The organism is Rhizobium sp. PP-F2F-G48, from assembly GCF_004342335.1.
Lineage (GTDB): Bacteria > Pseudomonadota > Alphaproteobacteria > Rhizobiales > Rhizobiaceae > Ferranicluibacter.
In genome coordinates, this window is the sequence record NZ_SLVH01000005.1 from 57791 (window position 1) to 75912 (window position 18122).

The 18122-nt window shown below is 65.2% G+C and carries 18 protein-coding genes and 1 tRNA gene; 13 read left to right on the forward strand and 6 right to left on the reverse strand.

Annotation, left to right across the window (positions count from 1 at the left end):
- Positions 1-34: 34 nt before the first annotated feature.
- A complete protein-coding gene (locus C8J36_RS13320) occupies positions 35-655 on the reverse strand; it encodes an MOSC domain-containing protein (RefSeq protein ID WP_132535563.1) in 621 nt (206 codons plus the stop codon).
- An 84-nt stretch (positions 656-739) separates the two neighbouring features.
- Between C8J36_RS13320 and recR the strand changes: the two genes are divergently transcribed.
- Together recR and C8J36_RS13330 are read left to right on the forward strand one after the other, a co-directional pair.
- The gene (gene recR / locus C8J36_RS13325) at positions 740-1345 is read left to right on the forward strand and encodes a recombination mediator RecR (RefSeq protein WP_062595342.1); all 606 of its coding nucleotides are present in this window, start codon (positions 740-742) and stop codon (positions 1343-1345) included.
- 1 nt (position 1346) lies between these two features.
- Positions 1347-2615: a lytic murein transglycosylase gene (locus tag C8J36_RS13330; protein ID WP_132535565.1), complete on the forward strand. Its 1269-nt coding sequence runs from the start codon at positions 1347-1349 to the stop codon at positions 2613-2615.
- An 8-nt stretch (positions 2616-2623) separates the two neighbouring features.
- Here C8J36_RS13330 and C8J36_RS13335 read toward each other — a convergent pair whose 3' ends face one another.
- A complete protein-coding gene (locus C8J36_RS13335) occupies positions 2624-4255 on the reverse strand; it encodes an MFS transporter (protein ID WP_132535567.1) in 1632 nt (543 codons plus the stop codon).
- Positions 4256-4585: 330 nt separating this feature from the next.
- On the opposite strand from C8J36_RS13335, the gene rimP reads away from it, so the two are divergent.
- From rimP to C8J36_RS13385, 10 genes are all read left to right on the forward strand, one after another.
- Entirely contained in the window at positions 4586-5221 is a 636-nt protein-coding gene (rimP, locus tag C8J36_RS13340) for a ribosome maturation factor RimP (RefSeq protein WP_132535569.1), read from the forward strand.
- A gap of 81 nt (positions 5222-5302) precedes the next feature.
- Positions 5303-6925, forward strand: a complete 1623-nt coding sequence (gene nusA, locus C8J36_RS13345; protein WP_062595346.1) for a transcription termination factor NusA — start codon at positions 5303-5305, stop codon at positions 6923-6925.
- A gap of 5 nt (positions 6926-6930) precedes the next feature.
- Complete coding sequence (locus tag C8J36_RS13350; protein ID WP_132535570.1) at positions 6931-7647, forward strand: RNA-binding protein; 717 nt, start codon at positions 6931-6933, stop codon at positions 7645-7647.
- A 106-nt stretch (positions 7648-7753) separates the two neighbouring features.
- Positions 7754-10432, forward strand: a complete 2679-nt coding sequence (infB, locus tag C8J36_RS13355) for a translation initiation factor IF-2 (RefSeq protein WP_062595348.1) — start codon at positions 7754-7756, stop codon at positions 10430-10432.
- A 125-nt stretch (positions 10433-10557) separates the two neighbouring features.
- Positions 10558-10848 carry a SelT/SelW/SelH family protein gene (locus C8J36_RS13360; RefSeq protein WP_132535572.1) on the forward strand — a complete coding sequence of 97 codons (291 nt, stop codon included), beginning with the start codon at positions 10558-10560 and terminating at the stop codon, positions 10846-10848.
- A complete protein-coding gene (locus C8J36_RS13365; RefSeq protein WP_132535574.1) occupies positions 10845-11270 on the forward strand; it encodes a YqaA family protein in 426 nt (141 codons plus the stop codon). The genes C8J36_RS13360 and C8J36_RS13365 overlap by 4 nt, the downstream gene beginning before the upstream one ends.
- A 141-nt stretch (positions 11271-11411) precedes the next feature.
- Complete coding sequence (locus C8J36_RS13370) at positions 11412-12875, forward strand: phosphomannomutase (protein ID WP_132535576.1); 1464 nt, start codon at positions 11412-11414, stop codon at positions 12873-12875.
- Between the two features lie 96 nt (positions 12876-12971).
- A tRNA-Leu gene (locus tag C8J36_RS13375) sits at positions 12972-13058 on the forward strand.
- Between the two features lie 304 nt (positions 13059-13362).
- Complete coding sequence (locus C8J36_RS13380; RefSeq protein WP_062595351.1) at positions 13363-13599, forward strand: hypothetical protein; 237 nt, start codon at positions 13363-13365, stop codon at positions 13597-13599.
- Positions 13600-13680: 81 nt separating this feature from the next.
- Positions 13681-13893 (forward strand): hypothetical protein, encoded by a 213-nt coding sequence (locus tag C8J36_RS13385; protein WP_062595352.1) that lies wholly within the window; start codon positions 13681-13683, stop codon positions 13891-13893.
- 27 nt (positions 13894-13920) lie between these two features.
- Here C8J36_RS13385 and C8J36_RS13390 read toward each other — a convergent pair whose 3' ends face one another.
- Both C8J36_RS13390 and C8J36_RS13395 read right to left on the reverse strand, forming a co-directional pair.
- A complete protein-coding gene (locus C8J36_RS13390; protein WP_132535578.1) occupies positions 13921-14952 on the reverse strand; it encodes a hydroxyacid dehydrogenase in 1032 nt (343 codons plus the stop codon).
- Between the two features lie 120 nt (positions 14953-15072).
- Positions 15073-15405, reverse strand: coding sequence for a hypothetical protein (locus C8J36_RS13395; RefSeq protein ID WP_132535580.1), 333 nt, complete (start codon positions 15403-15405; stop codon positions 15073-15075).
- A 137-nt stretch (positions 15406-15542) separates the two neighbouring features.
- Between C8J36_RS13395 and C8J36_RS13400 the strand changes: the two genes are divergently transcribed.
- Positions 15543-16169, forward strand: a complete 627-nt coding sequence (locus tag C8J36_RS13400; protein ID WP_062595355.1) for a ribonuclease D — start codon at positions 15543-15545, stop codon at positions 16167-16169.
- A gap of 20 nt (positions 16170-16189) precedes the next feature.
- On the opposite strand, the gene C8J36_RS13405 is transcribed toward C8J36_RS13400, so the two are convergent.
- Positions 16190-16534: a DUF6665 family protein gene (locus tag C8J36_RS13405; RefSeq protein WP_132535582.1), complete on the reverse strand. Its 345-nt coding sequence runs from the start codon at positions 16532-16534 to the stop codon at positions 16190-16192.
- Positions 16535-16654: 120 nt separating this feature from the next.
- Positions 16655-18058 (reverse strand): nicotinate phosphoribosyltransferase, encoded by a 1404-nt coding sequence (locus tag C8J36_RS13410; RefSeq protein WP_245506553.1) that lies wholly within the window; start codon positions 18056-18058, stop codon positions 16655-16657.
- Between the last annotated feature and the right edge of the window lie 64 nt (positions 18059-18122).

The following is an 18122-nucleotide window of genomic DNA, read 5'->3' on the forward strand; positions in this document are numbered from 1 at the left end:
TCAAGCCGGGAAGGAACGGTTAGGGCGGGAATGTCTAGCGAGTGCGCGCCTCGAGCTGGGCGCGCACCCGCTCGCTGATCGGAGCGGCCCCGTAACGCGCGCGCTCCGCCTCCGAAAGGGACTTCATCGAGGTCGCGAGCATTTCCGGCATCGTGATCCGCGGGCCTTCGAAAGCGCGATAGGTCACGCGCTCCCCGGCGCACATCATGCCTGGGCGCAGCACACGGCAATAGAAGCCCGGCCGGGCCACCCTGCGGAACCTGCGGGCGAAACCCGGATCGCCCAGCCGCAGCGCGAGCGTCGAACAGGGGATGCGGGTGGAGGTGACCTCCAGCGTGACGGTGTCCGTCTCGAAGCGGTCGCCGACCGCGATCGCCCGGCTGTCGACATCCGAGACGACGAGGTTTTCGCCGAACAGGCCGGGCGCGACCGCATGGCCGAGCTCGACCGACCAGGCCTCCAGATCCAGCGAACCGAGACCGTAGACGGCCTGATCCGGACCGCCGTGATGCTTTCGATTGCAAACGGCGTCGCCCGCCAGTCCCGCAGCGTCGACGATGATGGCACCGCTGAGGGGATGCTTGACGATCCCGGTCTTTGCGGTCTTGCCGTCGATGACGGTGGCATGGCCGATGCAGACGGCGGCAATCTTCATGGCTTACCCTTTTCGCCCGCCATCGCAGGTCTGCGCGGTGCAAAGCATTTTCACTCCGACGGCATATGGGATAGAACGCGCCTCATGGCAAAGCGAGTCACCGGTCCCGAAATCGAAAAACTCATCCAGCTTCTGGCGAAGGTGCCGGGCCTCGGACCGCGCTCGGCCCGTCGCGCGGCGCTCCATCTCGTCAAGAAGAAGGATCAGCTGCTGGGGCCGCTCGCCGACGCGATGAGCGAGGCGCACCGCAAGGTCCGCATCTGCTCCTGCTGCGGCAATGTGGATACGAGCGATCCCTGCAGCGTCTGCACCGACGAGCGGCGCGACCATACATGCATCATCGTGGTGGAAGACGTCGCCGATCTCTGGGCGCTGGAGCGCACCGGGGCGATGAACACGGCCTATCACGTGCTCGGCGGCACGCTGTCGCCGCTCGATGGCGTCGGACCGGACGATCTCAACATCCGCGGTTTGGTCGATCGCGTCGTCAAGGGCGAGGTGCGCGAGCTCATCATCGCCGTCAACGCCACCGTCGAGGGCCAGACGACGGCGCATTATATCACCGACCAGCTCGACGGGCTGGACGTGCGTATCACCCGGCTTGCCCATGGCGTCCCCGTCGGGGGCGAGCTCGATTATCTCGACGACGGTACACTGACCGCGGCTTTGCGGGCGAGGACGGCAATCTGACATGACATTTTCCAGACATTTCGGCCTTCGACAGTTGCGCCGCCTCGGGTTTGCCGCCCTCCTCTGCGCCTCCACGGGCCTACCGGCGCTGGCCGCCTCGAAGGCCGAGACGGAAGCACAGTTTCGGCGCTGGCTGCAGACGGACCTCTGGCCGCAGGCGCAGAAGGGCGGCATTTCGAAGACGGAGTTCGACACGGCATTCGCCACCGTGAAGCTCGACTGGGACTTGCCGGACCTCGTGCCGCCGGGGTCGAAACCGCAGGGCGACCAGAAGCAGAGCCAGGCGGAGTTCGCTTCCCCCGGCGCCTATTTTTCCGAGAAGCGTCTGCAGGGGCTGGCCGCGACCGGCCGGAGCCTTGCCGCCACGCATGCCGCGACGTTGCGGCGGATCGAGAAGACCTACGGCGTGCCCGGCCCGATCGTGCTGGCGATCTGGGGCCGCGAATCGGGTTTCGGGCGGGCGAAGATCCCGCATCCGGTGCTCGACGTGCTCGCCACCAAGGCCTTCATGTCGACCCGCGGCGAGCTCTTTACCCGCGAGCTCGTCTCGGCTTTGCATATTCTGGCGAGCGGCGACGTTCGGGAGGCCGATATGCGCGGTTCCTGGGCCGGCGCCATGGGCCAGCCGCAGTTCCTGCCGTCGAGCTTCCTGTCTTATGCCGTCGATTTCGACGGCGACGGACGGCGCGACATCTGGAATTCCGTGCCGGACGTGCTCGGCTCCATCGCGCATTACCTGTCTCAGAAAGGCTGGCAGCGCGGGCGCGACTGGGGCTTCGAGGTGTCGATCCCGGACGGCGTCTCCTGTGCGCAGGAAGGGCCGGATCTCGCAAAGCCGCTCGGGCAATGGGCCGCCACCGGCATTACCCGCATCTCCGGCAAGGCGTTTCCGCGCAGCGAGGCGAAGGCCAGCGGCATGATGCTGGTGCCGGCGGGCCGCCACGGGCCGGAATTTCTGGTGACGCCGAATTTCTACGTCATCAAGGAATACAACAATTCCGACCTCTACGCCCTCTTCATCGGCAATCTCGCCGACCGGATCGGCGGCAATGGCGGGGCGTTCGAGGGCGCATGGGGCGATGTCGGCAAGATGCTGCGCTCGGATGTTCTCACCATGCAGAAGCGGCTGGAGGTTCAAGGCTACGACATCGGCAAGGCCGACGGTCTCGCCGGTTATAAGACCCGGCGCTCGCTCGGCCAGTGGCAGGAGAAGAACGGGCTTGCGGCAACCTGTTTTCCGGATGCCGGTCTGAAAGCCAAGTTGCGGTAGACATCGCCTCAATGGTCGAGATCGACCTGTCGTTTGAACTGCTCGTATTCATGCGGCAGGATCGTCTGGCGCTCGATCATCCGATGCACATAGGGCGCGCTTTCGCCGCGATGGAGTGTGCGGAGCCGTTCGTGGATCGCCGCATCGTCCTTGGTGCGCCGCTGGTTGTGGCGAACATACTCGACCCAGGTCGGCACGTGATAGGTTTCGGTCCAGATCTCCGGCCGCTCCAGGTCGCGCATCAGCGTCCACTGGCCGGCACCGTCGCGAATGCGGACGCGGCGGCGCTCGGTCATGATCGACAGGAACGCCTCCACATCGGCCGGATCGATCTCGTAGTCGATCATCACGACGATCGGCCCGCTTCTCGGCTTCAAGTCGAGCTTCAGCATCGGCTCGGTGAAACTGCCGAGGGGATCGAGGTTGAGCGCCTTGAACTCCGGCAGCGCAAAGCGCAGGCCGACGGCCGCGCCGACCAGCATGACCACCGCCGAGGCGATGAGGGCCGTCGAGGGGCCGTAGTCTTCCGCGGCCACGCCCCAGACCCAGCTGCCGAGCGCCATGCCGCCGAAGGTGGTGGTCTGGTAGAGCGAGAGCGCCCGGGCGACCACCCAGCGTGGCGTGGACAGTTGCACCGTCGTGTTGAACAGCGACAAAGCCAGAACCCAGCCGGCCCCCGATAAAAGCATGGCAAGACCGGTGAGGATCTCCGACCGGCTGACGGCCGCGATGACGGCGGACAGGGCGAAGCCGAGAAAGGCGATGCGCACCACGGCTTCGCCGGCCAGACGCTCGCGCAGCCGGGCGCTGAGCAGCGCACCGCCGATCGCCCCGATGCCGAACGCGCCGAGGAGGACGCCGTAGGTCAGAGGTCCGCCGGCCACGAGGTCGCGCGCGACCAGCGGCAGAAGCGCGAGGATGGCGCTGGCCGACAGGCCGAAGAGAAAGCCGCGCAGCATGACCTTGAGGATGTTCGGCGACATCGCGACATAGCGCAGGCCGGCGCCCACGGCCCGCGCCAGAGGCTCGCGCGGCAGGGCGTTCAGCGCCGGCGTCCGCTTCCAGCGGAGAAGCGCATAGATCAGCGCGAAATAGGTCAGCGTATTGACCGCAAAGGCCGCCGCCGCACCGGCCGCCGCCACGATGACGCCGCCGATGGCCGGACCGACGCTGCGCGTCATGTTGAAGCCCATGCTGTTCAGCGACACCGCGCCCGGCAGATCCTCTCGCGGAACCATGTCGCCGACGGAGGCCTGCCAGGCCGGATTGTTCAGCGCCGTGCCGCAGCCGATGAGGAAGGTGAACGTCAGCAGCAGCCAGGGCGTGATCAGCCCGAACCAGGCAAACGCCGTCAACAGCGCGGAGACGGCCAGCATGAAGACTTGCGCGACCAGCATGATCCGCCGCCGGTCGAAACTGTCGGCGAGCGCCCCCGAGATCAGCGAGAACAGCATGATCGGCAACGTCACCGATGCCTGCACCAGCGCGACCATGTTCACCGAGGTCGAGATGGACGTCATCATCCAGGCGGCGCCGACGGACTGGATCAGGCCGCCGAAGTTCGAGGCAAGGCTGGCGATCCAGATGATGCGGAAGGTCTCGTGGCGGAAAGGCGCCAAGGGCGATGATCGATCCGGCACGGCAATCTCCTTCGTTCACCCGCGTCCCCGCGGAGATGCCGTCCGGCGCACCACGCTTGTGCACGAAAGGGTATGAGCGCGATGCGGGCGACGGCATCTTCAGGCTGTCTGAGGTCCTGTCACGCAATGTAGCCCGGAGGCTTGCCGCGGCAACCCGCAGCGACCCGTGAAAATCCGCCCGAGGGTCGCCGCCGGCGCGGCGCTTGCAATTGCGGCGGATGCGGCGTATATGACGCTCAAATTCTTGATCGGTTGATGAAGAGTGGGCCCGTCAGGACCCGCTCTTTTTTATTACCATCATGACAGAACATGCATGACGGGAGACAGTGCTTGTCCGACATCGACACGGCAGACATCCAGCAGGAACCGCGCCTGATCACCGAGACCGGGATCGACCGCCGCGTGGCCGACATCATCGAACCCGTGCTGATGCCGATGGGCTACCAGCTGGTGCGCGTGCGCCTTTCGGCCCAGAACGGCGCGACGCTGCAGATCATGGCGGAGCGGACCGACGGCACCATGACCGTCGAAGACTGCGAAACCGTTTCCACCGCGATCTCGCCGGTGCTCGACGTGGACGATCCGATCGGCAAGGCGTATCATCTCGAAGTGTCTTCGCCGGGTATCGACCGGCCGATGGTGCGCAAGGGCGATTTCGTGCGCTGGACCGGCCATCTCGTGAAATGCGAGACCTCGGTTCTGGTCGAAAGCCGCAAGCGCTTCCGCGGCGTTATCCTGAGCGCGGATGCGGACGGCTTCACGATCGAACGCGACCAGCCCGGCCCGGACGAGGCGCAGACCGTCACCGTGCCGTTTTCGGCGCTGGCGGAAGCCAAGCTGATCCTGACCGACGACCTGATCCGCGATGCCCTGACGGCCGACAAGAAGGCCAAGGCCGCCCGTGAAGCGGCCAACGAGAATTTCGAAGAGCTCGACGGCGACGACGAGACCCCTTCGCAGGAATGACACGCGCCCGGCGGTGCTTCGCCTTCGAAGCGCTGACCGAACGGCACCACCCGGACTATTCGACCTACGGAGACATACCCCATGGCAGTCAGTGCTAACCGGCTCGAACTTCTGCAGATCGCGGATGCCGTCGCGCGCGAAAAGGTGATCGACCGCGAAATCGTGCTGGCCGCCATGGCCGACGCGATCCAGAAGGCGGCGCGCTCGCGCTACGGCTCGGAAAGCAACATCCGCGCCGACATCAATTCCAAGACCGGCGAAATCCGCCTGCAGCGTCTTCTGGAAGTGGTCGAGGTCGCCGAGGACTACGGTACGCAGATCCCGCTGGAACTGGCGCGCGACCGCAACCCGGACGCAAAGCTCGGCGACTTCATCGCCGACCCGCTGCCGCCGATGGATTTCGGCCGTATCGCGGCCCAGTCCGCCAAGCAGGTCATCGTCCAGAAGGTCCGCGAAGCCGAGCGTGACCGCCAGTTCGACGAATACAAGGATCGCATCGGCGAGATCGTCAACGGCACGGTCAAGCGCGTCGAATACGGCAACGTCATCGTGGACCTCGGCCGCGGCGAAGGTATCATCCGTCGCGACGAGATGATCCCGCGCGAGAACATGCGCTACGGCGACCGCGTCCGCTCCTATGTCTACGACGTGCGCCGCGAACAGCGCGGCCCGCAGATCTTTCTGTCGCGCACGCACCCGCAGTTCATGGTCAAGCTCTTCACCATGGAAGTGCCGGAAATCTACGACGGCATCATCCAGATCCGCTCGGTCGCCCGCGACCCGGGTTCGCGCGCCAAGATCGCGGTCATTTCCAACGACTCGTCGATCGATCCGGTCGGCGCCTGCGTCGGTATGCGCGGTAGCCGCGTCCAGGCCGTCGTCGGCGAGCTTCAGGGCGAGAAGATCGACATCATTCCGTGGAGCCAGGATCCGGCATCCTTCATCGTCAACGCCCTGCAGCCGGCCGAAGTCGCCAAGGTCGTTCTGGACGAAGATGCGGAGCGTATCGAAGTCGTCGTGCCCGACGAGCAGCTGTCGCTCGCCATCGGCCGTCGCGGCCAGAACGTGCGTCTGGCATCGCAGCTGACCGGCTGGGACATCGATATCATGACGGAAGCCGAAGAGTCCGAGCGCCGCCAGAAGGAATTCAACGAGCGCACGAACCTGTTCATGGAATCGCTCGACGTGGACGAGATGGTCGGCCAGGTGCTGGCCTCCGAAGGCTTCGCGCAGGTCGAGGAACTCGCCTATGCCGAACTGGACGAGATCGCGTCCATCGAAGGCTTCGACGAGGAGACCGCCAGCGAGATCCAGACGCGTGCCCGCGAATATCTCGACCGGCTGGAAGCCGAGATGGACGAAAAGCGCAAGGAACTCGGCGTGTCCGACGAGTTGCGCTCCATCAACGGCATGACGGGCCAGATGCTGGTGGCGCTCGGCCAGGACGGCATCAAGACGATGGAAGACTTCGCAGGTTGCGCCGCAGACGATCTCGTCGGCTGGTCGGAGCGGAAGGACGGCGAGACCAAGCGTTTCGAAGGCCTGTTCTCGAAGCTCGAAGTTTCGCGCACGGAAGCGGAAACCATGATCCTCGAAGCGCGCCTTGCTGCGGGCTGGATTACGGAGGAAGACCTTGTACGCGAGACCGAGGCACTCCAGATAGTGGAAGGCAGCGAGGAGGACGAGGCGGAAGCCGCGTCCTGATCCTCATGAATTCCGTACCCGACCAGCCGATTGTGGCGCCGGACGACATCAACGTCCCCGAAGCGGACGACGACGACTTGCCGCTCAATGGGCGCATGTGCATCGTCACCCGCGCGAGCGGTCCGGCCGACGACGGCCTGATCCGCTTCGTTGCGGGGCCGGACGGCCGGGTGGTCGCGGACCTGAAACGCCAGTTGCCGGGACGCGGCTGCTGGGTCACCGCCGAGCGGGCGGTTCTCGAGACGGCGATCAAGCGCAAGCTGTTTGCGCGGGCGCTGAAGACGGCGGAGGCCAAGCCCGGCCCCGAGCTTCTGGACGAAGTCGATAGGCTTCTGGTGCAGCAGCTGATCGGCATGATGAACATGGCGCGCAAGGCCGCGCAGTTCATCACCGGGGCTTCGAAAGTGGAACAGGCGGTGCGCGGCATGGCAGCCATCGCCACCTTCCACGCCTCCACGGCCGCACCCGACGGCGTGCGGAAAATAGACCAGGCGCGCAAGGCCATAAGCTTTGCCACCGACGACGGCGAGCAGATACCCACCTTCCGCTTCTTCACCGGAGAGGAATTGGATACGTTGCTCGGAAGTAATTCTTTTATCCATGCCGCAGCGCTTGCAGGGCAGGCGGGTGAGGGTGTAGTGAAGCGCGCAAACATGCTGGAACGATACCGGGGCGAAATGTCCCCCCGTGCCTTCGGCGACGCTTCCCAGCCGACATCATGACGCGGGACACCGGCCACGGCCGTGACGACCGCAATACAGTAAGACGACAATCGAACGACGGGGTCTGGTGATACGCATCCGGCTTCGATCTTAGGAACGGAACGGAATGACCGATAACAACGACGACAAGACCCTGAGCGGAGCCGGCAAGAAGACTCTGACGCTGCGCCCCTCCGGCGTGAGCCAGGGCACAGTCCGCCAGGACATGGGCCGCGGCCGCACGAAGGCTGTCGTGGTCGAAACCCGCAAACGCCGCCCCACACGGCCCGAGGACGAGAAGCCGGTCACACCGATCGCCTCGGCTCCCGTCCGTGCGCCGCAGCCTCAGCCGCAGCCGCAGCCGCGCCCCCCGGAAACCCGGCCCATGCAGCAGACGTCGGTTCGCCCGCAGCCCCAGGCTCCGCGGCCCGATCCGGCACGTCCGCGCACCGGCGTCGTTCTGAACCAGCTTTCGGCCGGTGAAATCGACGCGCGCCGTCGCGCGCTCGCCGAAGCGCAGATCCGCGACGCCGAGGAAGCCAAGGCCCGCGCCGCTGCCGAGGAAAAGCGCAAGATCGAGGAAGCCGAGCGCCTGAAGCGCGAAGCCGAGGAAGCCGCACGCCGCGAAGCGGAAGAAGCTGCCCGTCCTGCGGCCGAACGCGAAGCCGAGAAGGTGGCGCTGGCCGCTGCCGCGGAAGCCGAAAAGGCTGCGGCCGCAGCCGCCGCTGCCGCGCCTCCGGTTGTCGAGCGCCCTGCTCCCATCATCACGACGGACGCGAACGGCGTGCGCACGCGCCGCACCAATGAGGCCGAGGAAACCCGCCCTGCCCGTCCCGGCGCCGTGCCGGTTCGCGGCAAGCCCGTTCGCCCCGAGCCTGCCAAGGCTCCGGCGCGCCCGAAGACCGAGGAAGAACGCCGCAAGGGCAAGCTGACGCTGACCGCAGCTCTCGACGACGACGGCAATGCCCGTGGCCGCTCGCTTGCCGCCATGCGCCGCCGGCAGGAGAAGTTCCGCCGCAGCCAGATGCAGGAAACGCGCGAAAAGGTCATGCGCGAGGTCATCCTGCCGGAAACCATCACCATTCAGGAACTGTCGCAGCGCATGTCCGAGCGCGCCGTCGATGTCATCAAGTACCTGATGAAGGATGGCCAGATGATGAAGCCCGGCGACGTCATCGACGCCGATCTGGCCGAAATCATCGCGGCCGAATTCGGTCACACGGTCAAGCGCGTCTCGGAATCCGACGTCGAAGAAGGCATCTTCAACCAGGCCGACGATGCCGGCGAAATGGTGTCGCGTCCTCCGGTCGTGACCATCATGGGCCACGTCGACCACGGCAAGACCTCGCTGCTCGACGCCATTCGCCAGACGAGCGTCGTCTCGGGCGAAGCCGGCGGCATCACGCAGCATATCGGCGCCTACCAGGTTGAGCAGAACGGCCAGAAGATCACCTTCATCGACACGCCCGGTCACGCGGCCTTCACGGCCATGCGTGCCCGTGGTGCGCAGGCCACCGACATCGCGATCCTCGTGGTCGCGGCCGACGACAGCGTCATGCCGCAGACGATCGAATCGATCAGCCACGCCAAGGCTGCCGACGTTCCGATCATCGTGGCGATCAACAAGATCGACAAGCACGAAGCCAACCCGGACAAGGTGCGCCAGCAGCTGCTGCAGCACGAAGTGTTCGTGGAATCGCTTGGCGGTGAGGTTCTCGACGTCGAAGTTTCGGCCAAGAACAAGCTCAACCTCGACAAGCTGCTCGAGGCGATCCTGCTGCAGGCCGAAATCCTCGACCTCAAGGCCGATCCGAGCCGGACGGCGGAAGGCATCGTCATCGAAGCCCAGCTCGATCGCGGTCGCGGTTCGGTTGCGACCGTGCTCGTCCAGAAGGGTACGCTGAAGCCCGGCCAGATCATCGTTGCCGGCGACCAGTGGGGCCGCGTGCGCGCGCTCGTCACCGACAAGGGCGACCATGTCAAGGAAGCTGGCCCGGCCACCCCGGTCGAGGTTCTCGGCCTGTCGGGAACGCCCGCTGCCGGCGATCGCTTCGCCGTCGTCGAAAACGAAAGCCGTGCCCGCGAGATCTCCGAGTATCGCCAGCGCCTGACGCGCGACAAGGCGGTTGCCCGCCAGTCCGGTCAGCGCGGTTCGCTCGAACAGATGATGAGCAAGCTGCAGAACACCGGGTTCAAGGAGTTCCCGCTGGTCATCAAGGGCGATGTTCAGGGTTCGGTTGAAGCCATCATCGGTGCGCTCGATCGTCTCGGAACCGACGAAGTCCGGGCCCGCATCGTCCATTCGGGTGCCGGTGCGATCACCGAGTCCGATATCGCGCTGGCGGAATCGTCGGATGCGGCGATCATCGGCTTCAACGTGCGCGCCAACACGCAGGCACGTCAGGCGTCCGAGCGTTCGGGCATCGAGATCCGCTACTACAACATCATCTACGACCTGGTGGATGACGTGAAGGCGGCGATGTCGGGTCTGCTCTCGCCGGAGCGTCGCGAAACCTTCCTCGGCAATGCCGAAATCCTGGAAGTGTTCAACATCACCAAGACCGGCAAGGTCGCGGGTTGCCGCGTGGTCGAAGGCAAGGTCGAGCGTGGTGCGGGCGTCCGCCTCGTGCGCGACAACGTCGTCATCCACGAAGGCAAGCTCAAGACCCTCAAGCGCTTCAAGGACGAAGTGTCCGAAGTGCCGGTCGGCCAGGAATGCGGCATGGCCTTCGAGAACTACGAAGACATCCGCGCCGGCGACACGATCGAGTGCTTCCGCGTGGAGCACATCACCCGCACGCTGTAAGGCGAGCGCGGATAACAGGTTTGAAATGGCGGCTCCGGCCGCCATTTTCATGTCCGGTCGCCGTTTCGATGTCGCGACCAATTTAACCGGCCCCGTCACGAATGGACCGCCGAAGGAGCAGGATCATGAGCCAGGGAAAGCCCCGCATCAGCATTCTCTACTGCACGCAGTGCAACTGGCTCCTGCGCTCCGGCTGGATGGCGCAGGAGCTGCTTCAGACCTTTTCCGATGCGCTTGGCGAAGTCGCCCTCATTCCGGGAACTGGCGGCGTGTTCGAGATCCGGGTCGATGAGACGCTGATCTGGGAGCGCAAGGCAGATGGCGGGTTTCCGGGACCGAAGGAACTGAAACAGCGGGTACGGGACCTTATCGCGCCGGAGCGCGATCTCGGACATACGGATCGGCCCGCCTCTTGAGCCTTGCAGCCCTCGTCGGCGTCTTCGCCGCGGCATTCCTTTCGGCCACGCTTCTCTTCGGGCTGTCGGAAGCCGTCGTCATCTCGGCGCTTCAGGATCCGGATCTGCCGCGCGGCCTCGTCTTCGTCGTCGCCACCTTTGGCAATGTATTGGGTGCCGTCGTCAATTTCATCCTCGGTCGCTTCTTCCTGCGGTTCGAGGGACGGCGGTGGTTTCCCGTCTCGCAGAAGAGCCGCGCGCGGGCGGAGGCGATGTTCCGAAAGTATGGGCAGCCGGTTCTGTTGCTCTCCTGGCTTCCCGTCATCGGCGATCCGCTGACACTGGCTGCGGGGCTGCTGCGCATGCCGTGGCCCGCCTTCGTGCTCTATGTCACGATCGGCAAGGCCGTCCGCTATGCCCTGCTGGTCTGGGTTTTCGGCTGAGGCGACTTCGGTAACTTCCTTCTTATTTTCGTCGCCCCCGCTCGTCCCGCGGCTTTGACGTGGCCCGGCTTTGCGTTATTCCTGCCAGACATGCCGCGCGCCACCGGGCACGCTTTTGGAAGACGCAGGAGCCAGATCGCCATGAGCCTGAAATTCGGAACCAGCGGGCTGCGTGGCCTGTCCGTCGATCTCGAAGGTCCGGCTGCCGCGCTCTATGCCACGGCGTTCGCACGCACGCTGCTTGCCTCCGGTCAGGCCAAGCCCGGCGACACGGTTCTGATCGCACGAGACTTCCGTGCCTCCAGCCCGGCGATCGCTGCCATCGCCGCAGGTGCGCTCCTGCGCGCCGGCCTGGCCGTGCGCGACTGCGGCACCGTACCGACGCCGGCGCTTGCGCTTTATGCGCTGACCACCCGCTCCGCCGCGCTGATGGTCACCGGCTCGCATATTCCCGCCGATCGCAACGGGATCAAGTTCTACCGGCCGGACGGCGAGATTGCGAAGGACGACGAAGTGGCGATCACGCAGGCGGCGGATACGCTTCAGGCGAGCCCCGTCGCGATCGATGCGACGCCCGCCGAGGTGCCGACGATCGAGGCGACAGTGCGCGACCTCTTCATCGCCCGCAACATGGCCCTCCTGCCGGATCGCGCGCTATCCGGCCTCAAAGTCGGGGTCTACCAGCACTCGACGGTCGCTCGCGACCTCTTCGTCGATGTGCTCGCGCGTTACGGCGCCGACGTGGTTCCCCTCGGGCGGTCCGACAGCTTCATTCCGGTCGATACCGAAGCGGTCTCCGCAGACACCGTTTCGGCTCTTCGCCGCTGGGCGGGCGAGCATGGGCTCGATGCGATCGTTTCAGCAGATGGAGACGGCGACCGGCCGCTCGTCGGCAACGAAGCCGGCGAGCCGATCCGAGGCGATCTGCTCGGCCTGATCGCGGCCGAATTCCTCGGCGCGACCGTCGCGGTCACCCCCGTCACCTCGAATTCCGGGCTGGAGCGACGCGGCACGACCGAGGTGCTCCGGACCCGCGTCGGCTCCCCCTTCGTCATTGCCGGCATGCAGGACGCGGTCACGTCAGGCCATGCCTGCGTGGTCGGTTTCGAGGCGAATGGCGGAACCTTGACGGGGAGCGATGTGACGGTCAACGGCACCCGGTTTGCCGCCCTGCCGACACGGGACTGCTTCCTGCCGGTGCTGGCCGTGCTTTATCAGGCCGCAGAGAGCCGTGAGCCGCTTTCGGCCGTCGTTGCGCGCTACCACCTGCCCGTTGCGCTCAGCGACCGCCTGGAGCGATTTCCGGTGGAAACGAGCCAGGCTCTGATGGCGGCATTGCGCAGCACGCCCGCAGCACTCGCCGCGTTCCTGGAGCCGCTCGGCGTGCCCGCCGCCGTCAGCGACATCGACGGCCTGCGGATCACGCTGATGGACGACAGCATCGTCCACCTCCGCCCGTCCGGCAACGCCCCGGAAATGCGCTGCTATGTGGAAAGCGCCACCGAGGAGAAGGCACAGGCCCTGCTGGCCGACGGTCTCGCCCGCATCCGTGACTGGGCGGACCATTTCGGACAGGCCGGGAAGACGGGTCGCGCCTCGGAATGAAAAGCGAGGAATTTCCGTTATTTATCCCCCGCTGTCGCGAAATCTTCAAAAACGCTGTTGACACTGGACGCCCGGCCTTTTACATCCCCGCTCGTCGCCCAGATGGCGGAATTGGTAGACGCGCCAGCTTCAGGTGCTGGTACCCGAAAGGGTGTGGAGGTTCGAGTCCTCTTCTGGGCACCAAATTCCCGATGATGATCCATAAAGCCCTGCTTAAGCAGGGCTTTTGGCGTTTTGGGCGTCTGCCAGACCAGGCGAGCCACCGCATGACGACAGCATCAGCGGCAGGGGTGTGATCAGTCCGCAAGATCAGGCCTGCCACGGAGCAGTCGCGGCACCCAATCCGAACCGCTGTCGCAAAACTCTTACTTTTCATCCTGAAGAAGTCACGCTTCTCAGGAGGCCTGTTTTCGCATTTCCTTGAACATGTTCCGATGATTCGCGGTGCGCCTGTTTCGCGCTCCAAGGGAGGGGACATGTAAGCTTCATGATCAAGCGAAGGGGTGTCGTGATGGGGAACTACGAGAACGTTGAAAATTGGGCTGTGCTGCGGGCACAGCAGATCCTGATGCGGGAAGGCATGGACCTTGCCGTATCGGTGCGGGACGCGAATACGGGGGCGGTTCGCGCGAAGGGCAAGCTTCTGGCCATGGCGATCGCCGCATCGCTGATGGAAGCCTCCGCCTCCTCCTCCATGCGGAATGACGCAAGCCCGTCGATGTAGGGATTGCCCGACCTGCAGGATGCCCTTACAGATCGACGTCAGGTCAGGTCGGCTGTCCCTGCAGGGAAGAAGGAGGACGTCATGTCGTTCATCTCGGATATGGCGCTCGAGCAAACGGAAATCGATGTCGTCTACCGCGCACTCGATCTCTGGTGCCAGGAGATCGGCACGCCGATCGACAGTGCGGACGGTCGCGATGTCGCGACCGTGCTGCTCGGTCTCTACAAGACGGGCCATACCAGCGAGGCGGCACTGCTGGCGGCGATGCGCAGAATCACCGCCGACGAGACCTGATCTCCAGAACGCCAGTCCCGCGCGTCCTTAGTTGTTGGTGACGGGCTTCGAGCGCATGCGGGATACGGTTTCCCGCTCGGCGCGCTTGCAGCGCATGGGCGGCAGGCCGCGGTCCATCAGGTCCATGTCTTCGAGCACCATGTCGCCCATTTTCTTGAAGGCGCTGTCGAGCGCTCCGGCCCTGTGCGCCGAGCGCAGAAAGCCGGGCAAGGTGCGAACCTTGTGGTCGCGCGGCAGGGGCTCTTCGGGGAAGACGTCGCTGGCCGCAACGATGTGACCCTGCTCGACGGCGGCCATCAGATCCTCGAAATCCACGACATTGGCGCGGCTCAGGAGAATGAAGGCCGCCCCCTTCTTCATCTTTGCGAACGCGCGCGCGTCGAGGAAGCCTTCGTTCTCGCTCGTCACCGCGGCCACGACGAAGATGAAGTCGCTTTCCGACAACACGGTGTCCAGATCCGCCGGAACGACGCCGTTGTCCCTGAGGATCGAGGCCGGCAGCCAGGGATCGAACACCCGCGTGACCGTCCGGAAACCGGTAAGGACCCGGTTCAGCGCCTTGCCGAGATCGCCAAAGCCGATGATGCCGACATCCGAGCCGCTGAGAAGCCGCGCCGTCCGATTGCCGTCTCCGCCCCAGAGCTCCCGCCCCTCGCGAAAATCGAGATCGGCATCGACGACGCCGCGTGCGATGCCGAGCGCCATGGCGAGACCCAGTTCCGCCACGGGCTCGGCAAAGACCTGGCCCGTGGTGACGACATGGATGCCGCGCTCGAACAGCACGTCATAGGGCATGTTGTTGATCAGGTTGCTTTCCACATTCAGGATGGAGCGCAGCTTGGGCATCCGCGCCAGCGTCGCGGCGTCGAGCGGCGGCTGGCCGAGGACGTAGCGCGCCGCACCCAGAATATCGCCATCGAGACTGGCGACGGTATCGGCCGCCACCTCGACGATCCGATATCGGTCGTGAAGGGCGCCAAGGGCTTCCGTCGTGAAGATCAGATCGAGCGTTCGCGGCTCGGGTGCGCTGATCACCAGCGGCTTTTCGTTTTCGGACATTCGCGTTCCTCCCGCATCGTCAGGTGCCACGTCGTCGAAGAGCGTGGTGCATCAGCCCTTGCGGCTGAACGCACTCTTCCGTAGCAGACGAAAAGCGGATGGGAAATCGCGGCGCGGGGGTTAATAATTCAGGCCGCGAAGCTGCCGATAGTTCGATGGCGGCAGGCGGGGCGAGACGAATTCGGGGCCGCCATCCCGGCTGCAGACATTGACCGTATGGTATCGCGGGCCCCGCGTCGGCACGATGTTGCCGAGCGCGCGATCGATGAGCACCTGTTCGCAGCGCAAATTGCTCGTCATGCCGATCGGATCCTCCGGCTTGACACCGGGCAGGCTGTCGAAGGTTAAGGCCGGCTTCCGGGGTTCGGCCGCAGTCGCAGTCGCTGCGGCGCCGAGGGCTGCCACGATGCCGATGCATGCGGCCATGGCCAGGTTGCAGATCTTTCGTCCCATGGCTCACGCCCCTTTTCCGCCCATCCGTCGCCCGCTGACCGGTTCCGCCTCTGGAGCCCCAGCGACCCTATCGCATCGCAGCCGGTTCCGCGCTATACCGCCGGCGCAGCCTGTCAAAGGATGATGTGGGGATCTCCATGCCGAATACAATCCGGTTTCACGAAGGTGATATCGCCGCGGACGACGCTGCGCGTTACAACGGCGCGATTGCCGTGGATACGGAGACGCTCGGCCTCGTGCCGCGCCGCGATCGCCTGTGTCTCGTTCAATTGTCGCCGGGGGACGGAACGGCCGATATCGTGCAGATCGCGGCGGGGCAGACGATGGCCCCCAATCTCGTGCACATGCTTGCCGACCCTGCCCGACAGAAGATCTTTCACTACGGGCGCTTCGATATCGCCGTGCTCTTCCACACCTTCGGCGTCACCACAACGCCGGTGTTCTGCACCAAGATCGCCTCGCGCCTGTCGCGCACCTATACCGACCGCCACGGCCTGAAGGACAATCTGAAGGAAATGCTGGAGGTCGACATCTCCAAGCAGCAGCAGTCCTCCGACTGGGCAGCCCCCATACTCACCCCGGCGCAGCTCGACTATGCCGCCTCCGACGTCCTGCACCTGCATGCCCTGCGCGACAAGCTCAACCAGCGCCTGATGCGGGACGGACGGATCGACCATGCGGAGGCCTGCTTTTCGTTTCTGCCCACCCGCGCGAAGCTTGACCTGCTCGGCTGGGACGACACGGACATTTTTTCGCATAGCTGAACCGGCCGGTGACTGCGCCGTCAGGTCTGGCCCTTCTTGCGCACGACGCCGAGGCGGGCGACGACCTCTCTGGGAATTCGGTAACGCTCGATGGCATCGCGGTTGGAGCGGAGGCCACAGATCTCGCGCTGGATGAAGAACGACCAGACAACGTCGGCGGCCGTATCCAGCAGGGCCTCGCGCCGCGCCGGCGTCGTCTCCGGGTCATCCAGCGCCTGCAGCGCCGCGATCGCCTGTTCCACTCTCAGCCCGTGACGCCCCAGCGCATCCGCGCGTTCGGCCATCAACTCATATTCGAGGATGTCGAGGCCGGTCTGGCGCGAGCCGCCGGGATTGCTGAACGATTGTGGCGGCCTGACCGACATGGCGAGATCCTTCCTCTGCCACCCCGACGAAACGGACAACCGGGGCGATCCCTCGAATCTGGGGCGCGTGCCGTCCGGCTGCAAGTGATCGGCGCGCTCGGGCCACTCTGATCCTCGACCCTATCGGGCCCGTGCGCGAACCTCCTCGAACGACCAGTCTTTCAGCAGGCGACCATCCTGCCAGACCGGCTGCAGCTGGTTTTCGCGCCCGGCGAGCGCATCGAGCCGCGCCGCCTCAAGCCCCGCGAGACCCGACACGACGGCCTGGCGACCGGCTTTGGAGGCCTTGACGTTCATCGTGGCCGGGCGTTTCCAGACGTCGTGCCAGCGCCCGCTCGTGTCCTGGCGCGCATTGGCTTTCATGGCGAAGGCGTAGGTATCGCGGTTCACCTTCTGCAGGAGGCCGCCGCCCATGGCAAAGGTGATGTTTTCGGCGGAATAGCCGAAGGCTTCCAGCCGGCTGAGGATCTGGTTCATATCGGCCAGCGTGATGCCGTCGCCCTGGATCACCCGGACGCAGCGGTCGAGAACCTTGAAGCCCTTGCGGTTCTGTGTGGCGCCGAAGCGATAGTCGAGCTGCTGCACGACCTGCACGGGCGTCTCGATCGGATCGCCGCTGTCGGGGCGGATATAGACCGTCGCGCCGCTTGCCTTGACCGTGTCGCGCAGCTGCTTGCCCCAGATGAACGATACCGCCTGGTTGATGTCGTAGCTGTCGGAGACGACGGCGAAGGCGCCGGAGGGCGCGAAGCGGGCGACCATATTGGCATAGGCATCCGCCTCGCGGTCGCCGCCCCAGGCCGTCATGGTGGAATGCTCGGAGGCAGGCATGGAGCGTCCCGCCATGGCAGCGCCATAGCAGCGACGCGCGGTGAGGACGCCGGACAGCGTATCCGTGCCCGTGAAATGAACGAGGTGGGCCGCGCCGCCGATGCCGGCCTGCTCGAAGGCGCCGACGCCGCGCGCGCCGTAATCCAGCAGGCGCGACGGCAGCAGAAGCTCGGGCTCGTCGGCGGTGCGTTCCAACGCGTCGCGCAGAGCCAGCTTGACCTTGCGGACGTTGCTGGCCACCGCTGACGGGTACCAGACGGCGCGCAGCAGCGCCGTTTCGATATGCGATGTCAGCCACCAGCAGGCGGGGTCCGTGTTGACGACCTGAACCAGCGGTATGCCGCGGCGCGTCAGCGTGCCCTCCGGCAGCGCCTCGATCCGCAGCGGCAGGTATCCGCCATGCGCGTTGACGATATGCGTCCAGCCGGCACGATCGAACGGCAGGCCGTGGGCCTTTACGATGTCCTCGGCCTCCGCCACGTCGCTCATCGTCACGGGCCGGCTCAGGACGTCCTTCAGGAAAATCTGGAGACCGAAGAACACGACATCGATGAGATCGGTCCCGCCACGCGTCTCGATGTAGGAGGAGATCGCCGTCGTCTCCGGCGGATATTGCAGGAAATGGCTGAGCTTGTAGCTGTCGGTGTTGAGGATGAGATTGTCCCAGTTCATGTCGTTCAGCCTTCCGTCCATCGCGCGATACGCATCCGCATTTCGCTAACGATATCGTAACCATATTGCGCTAATCTGGAGACAT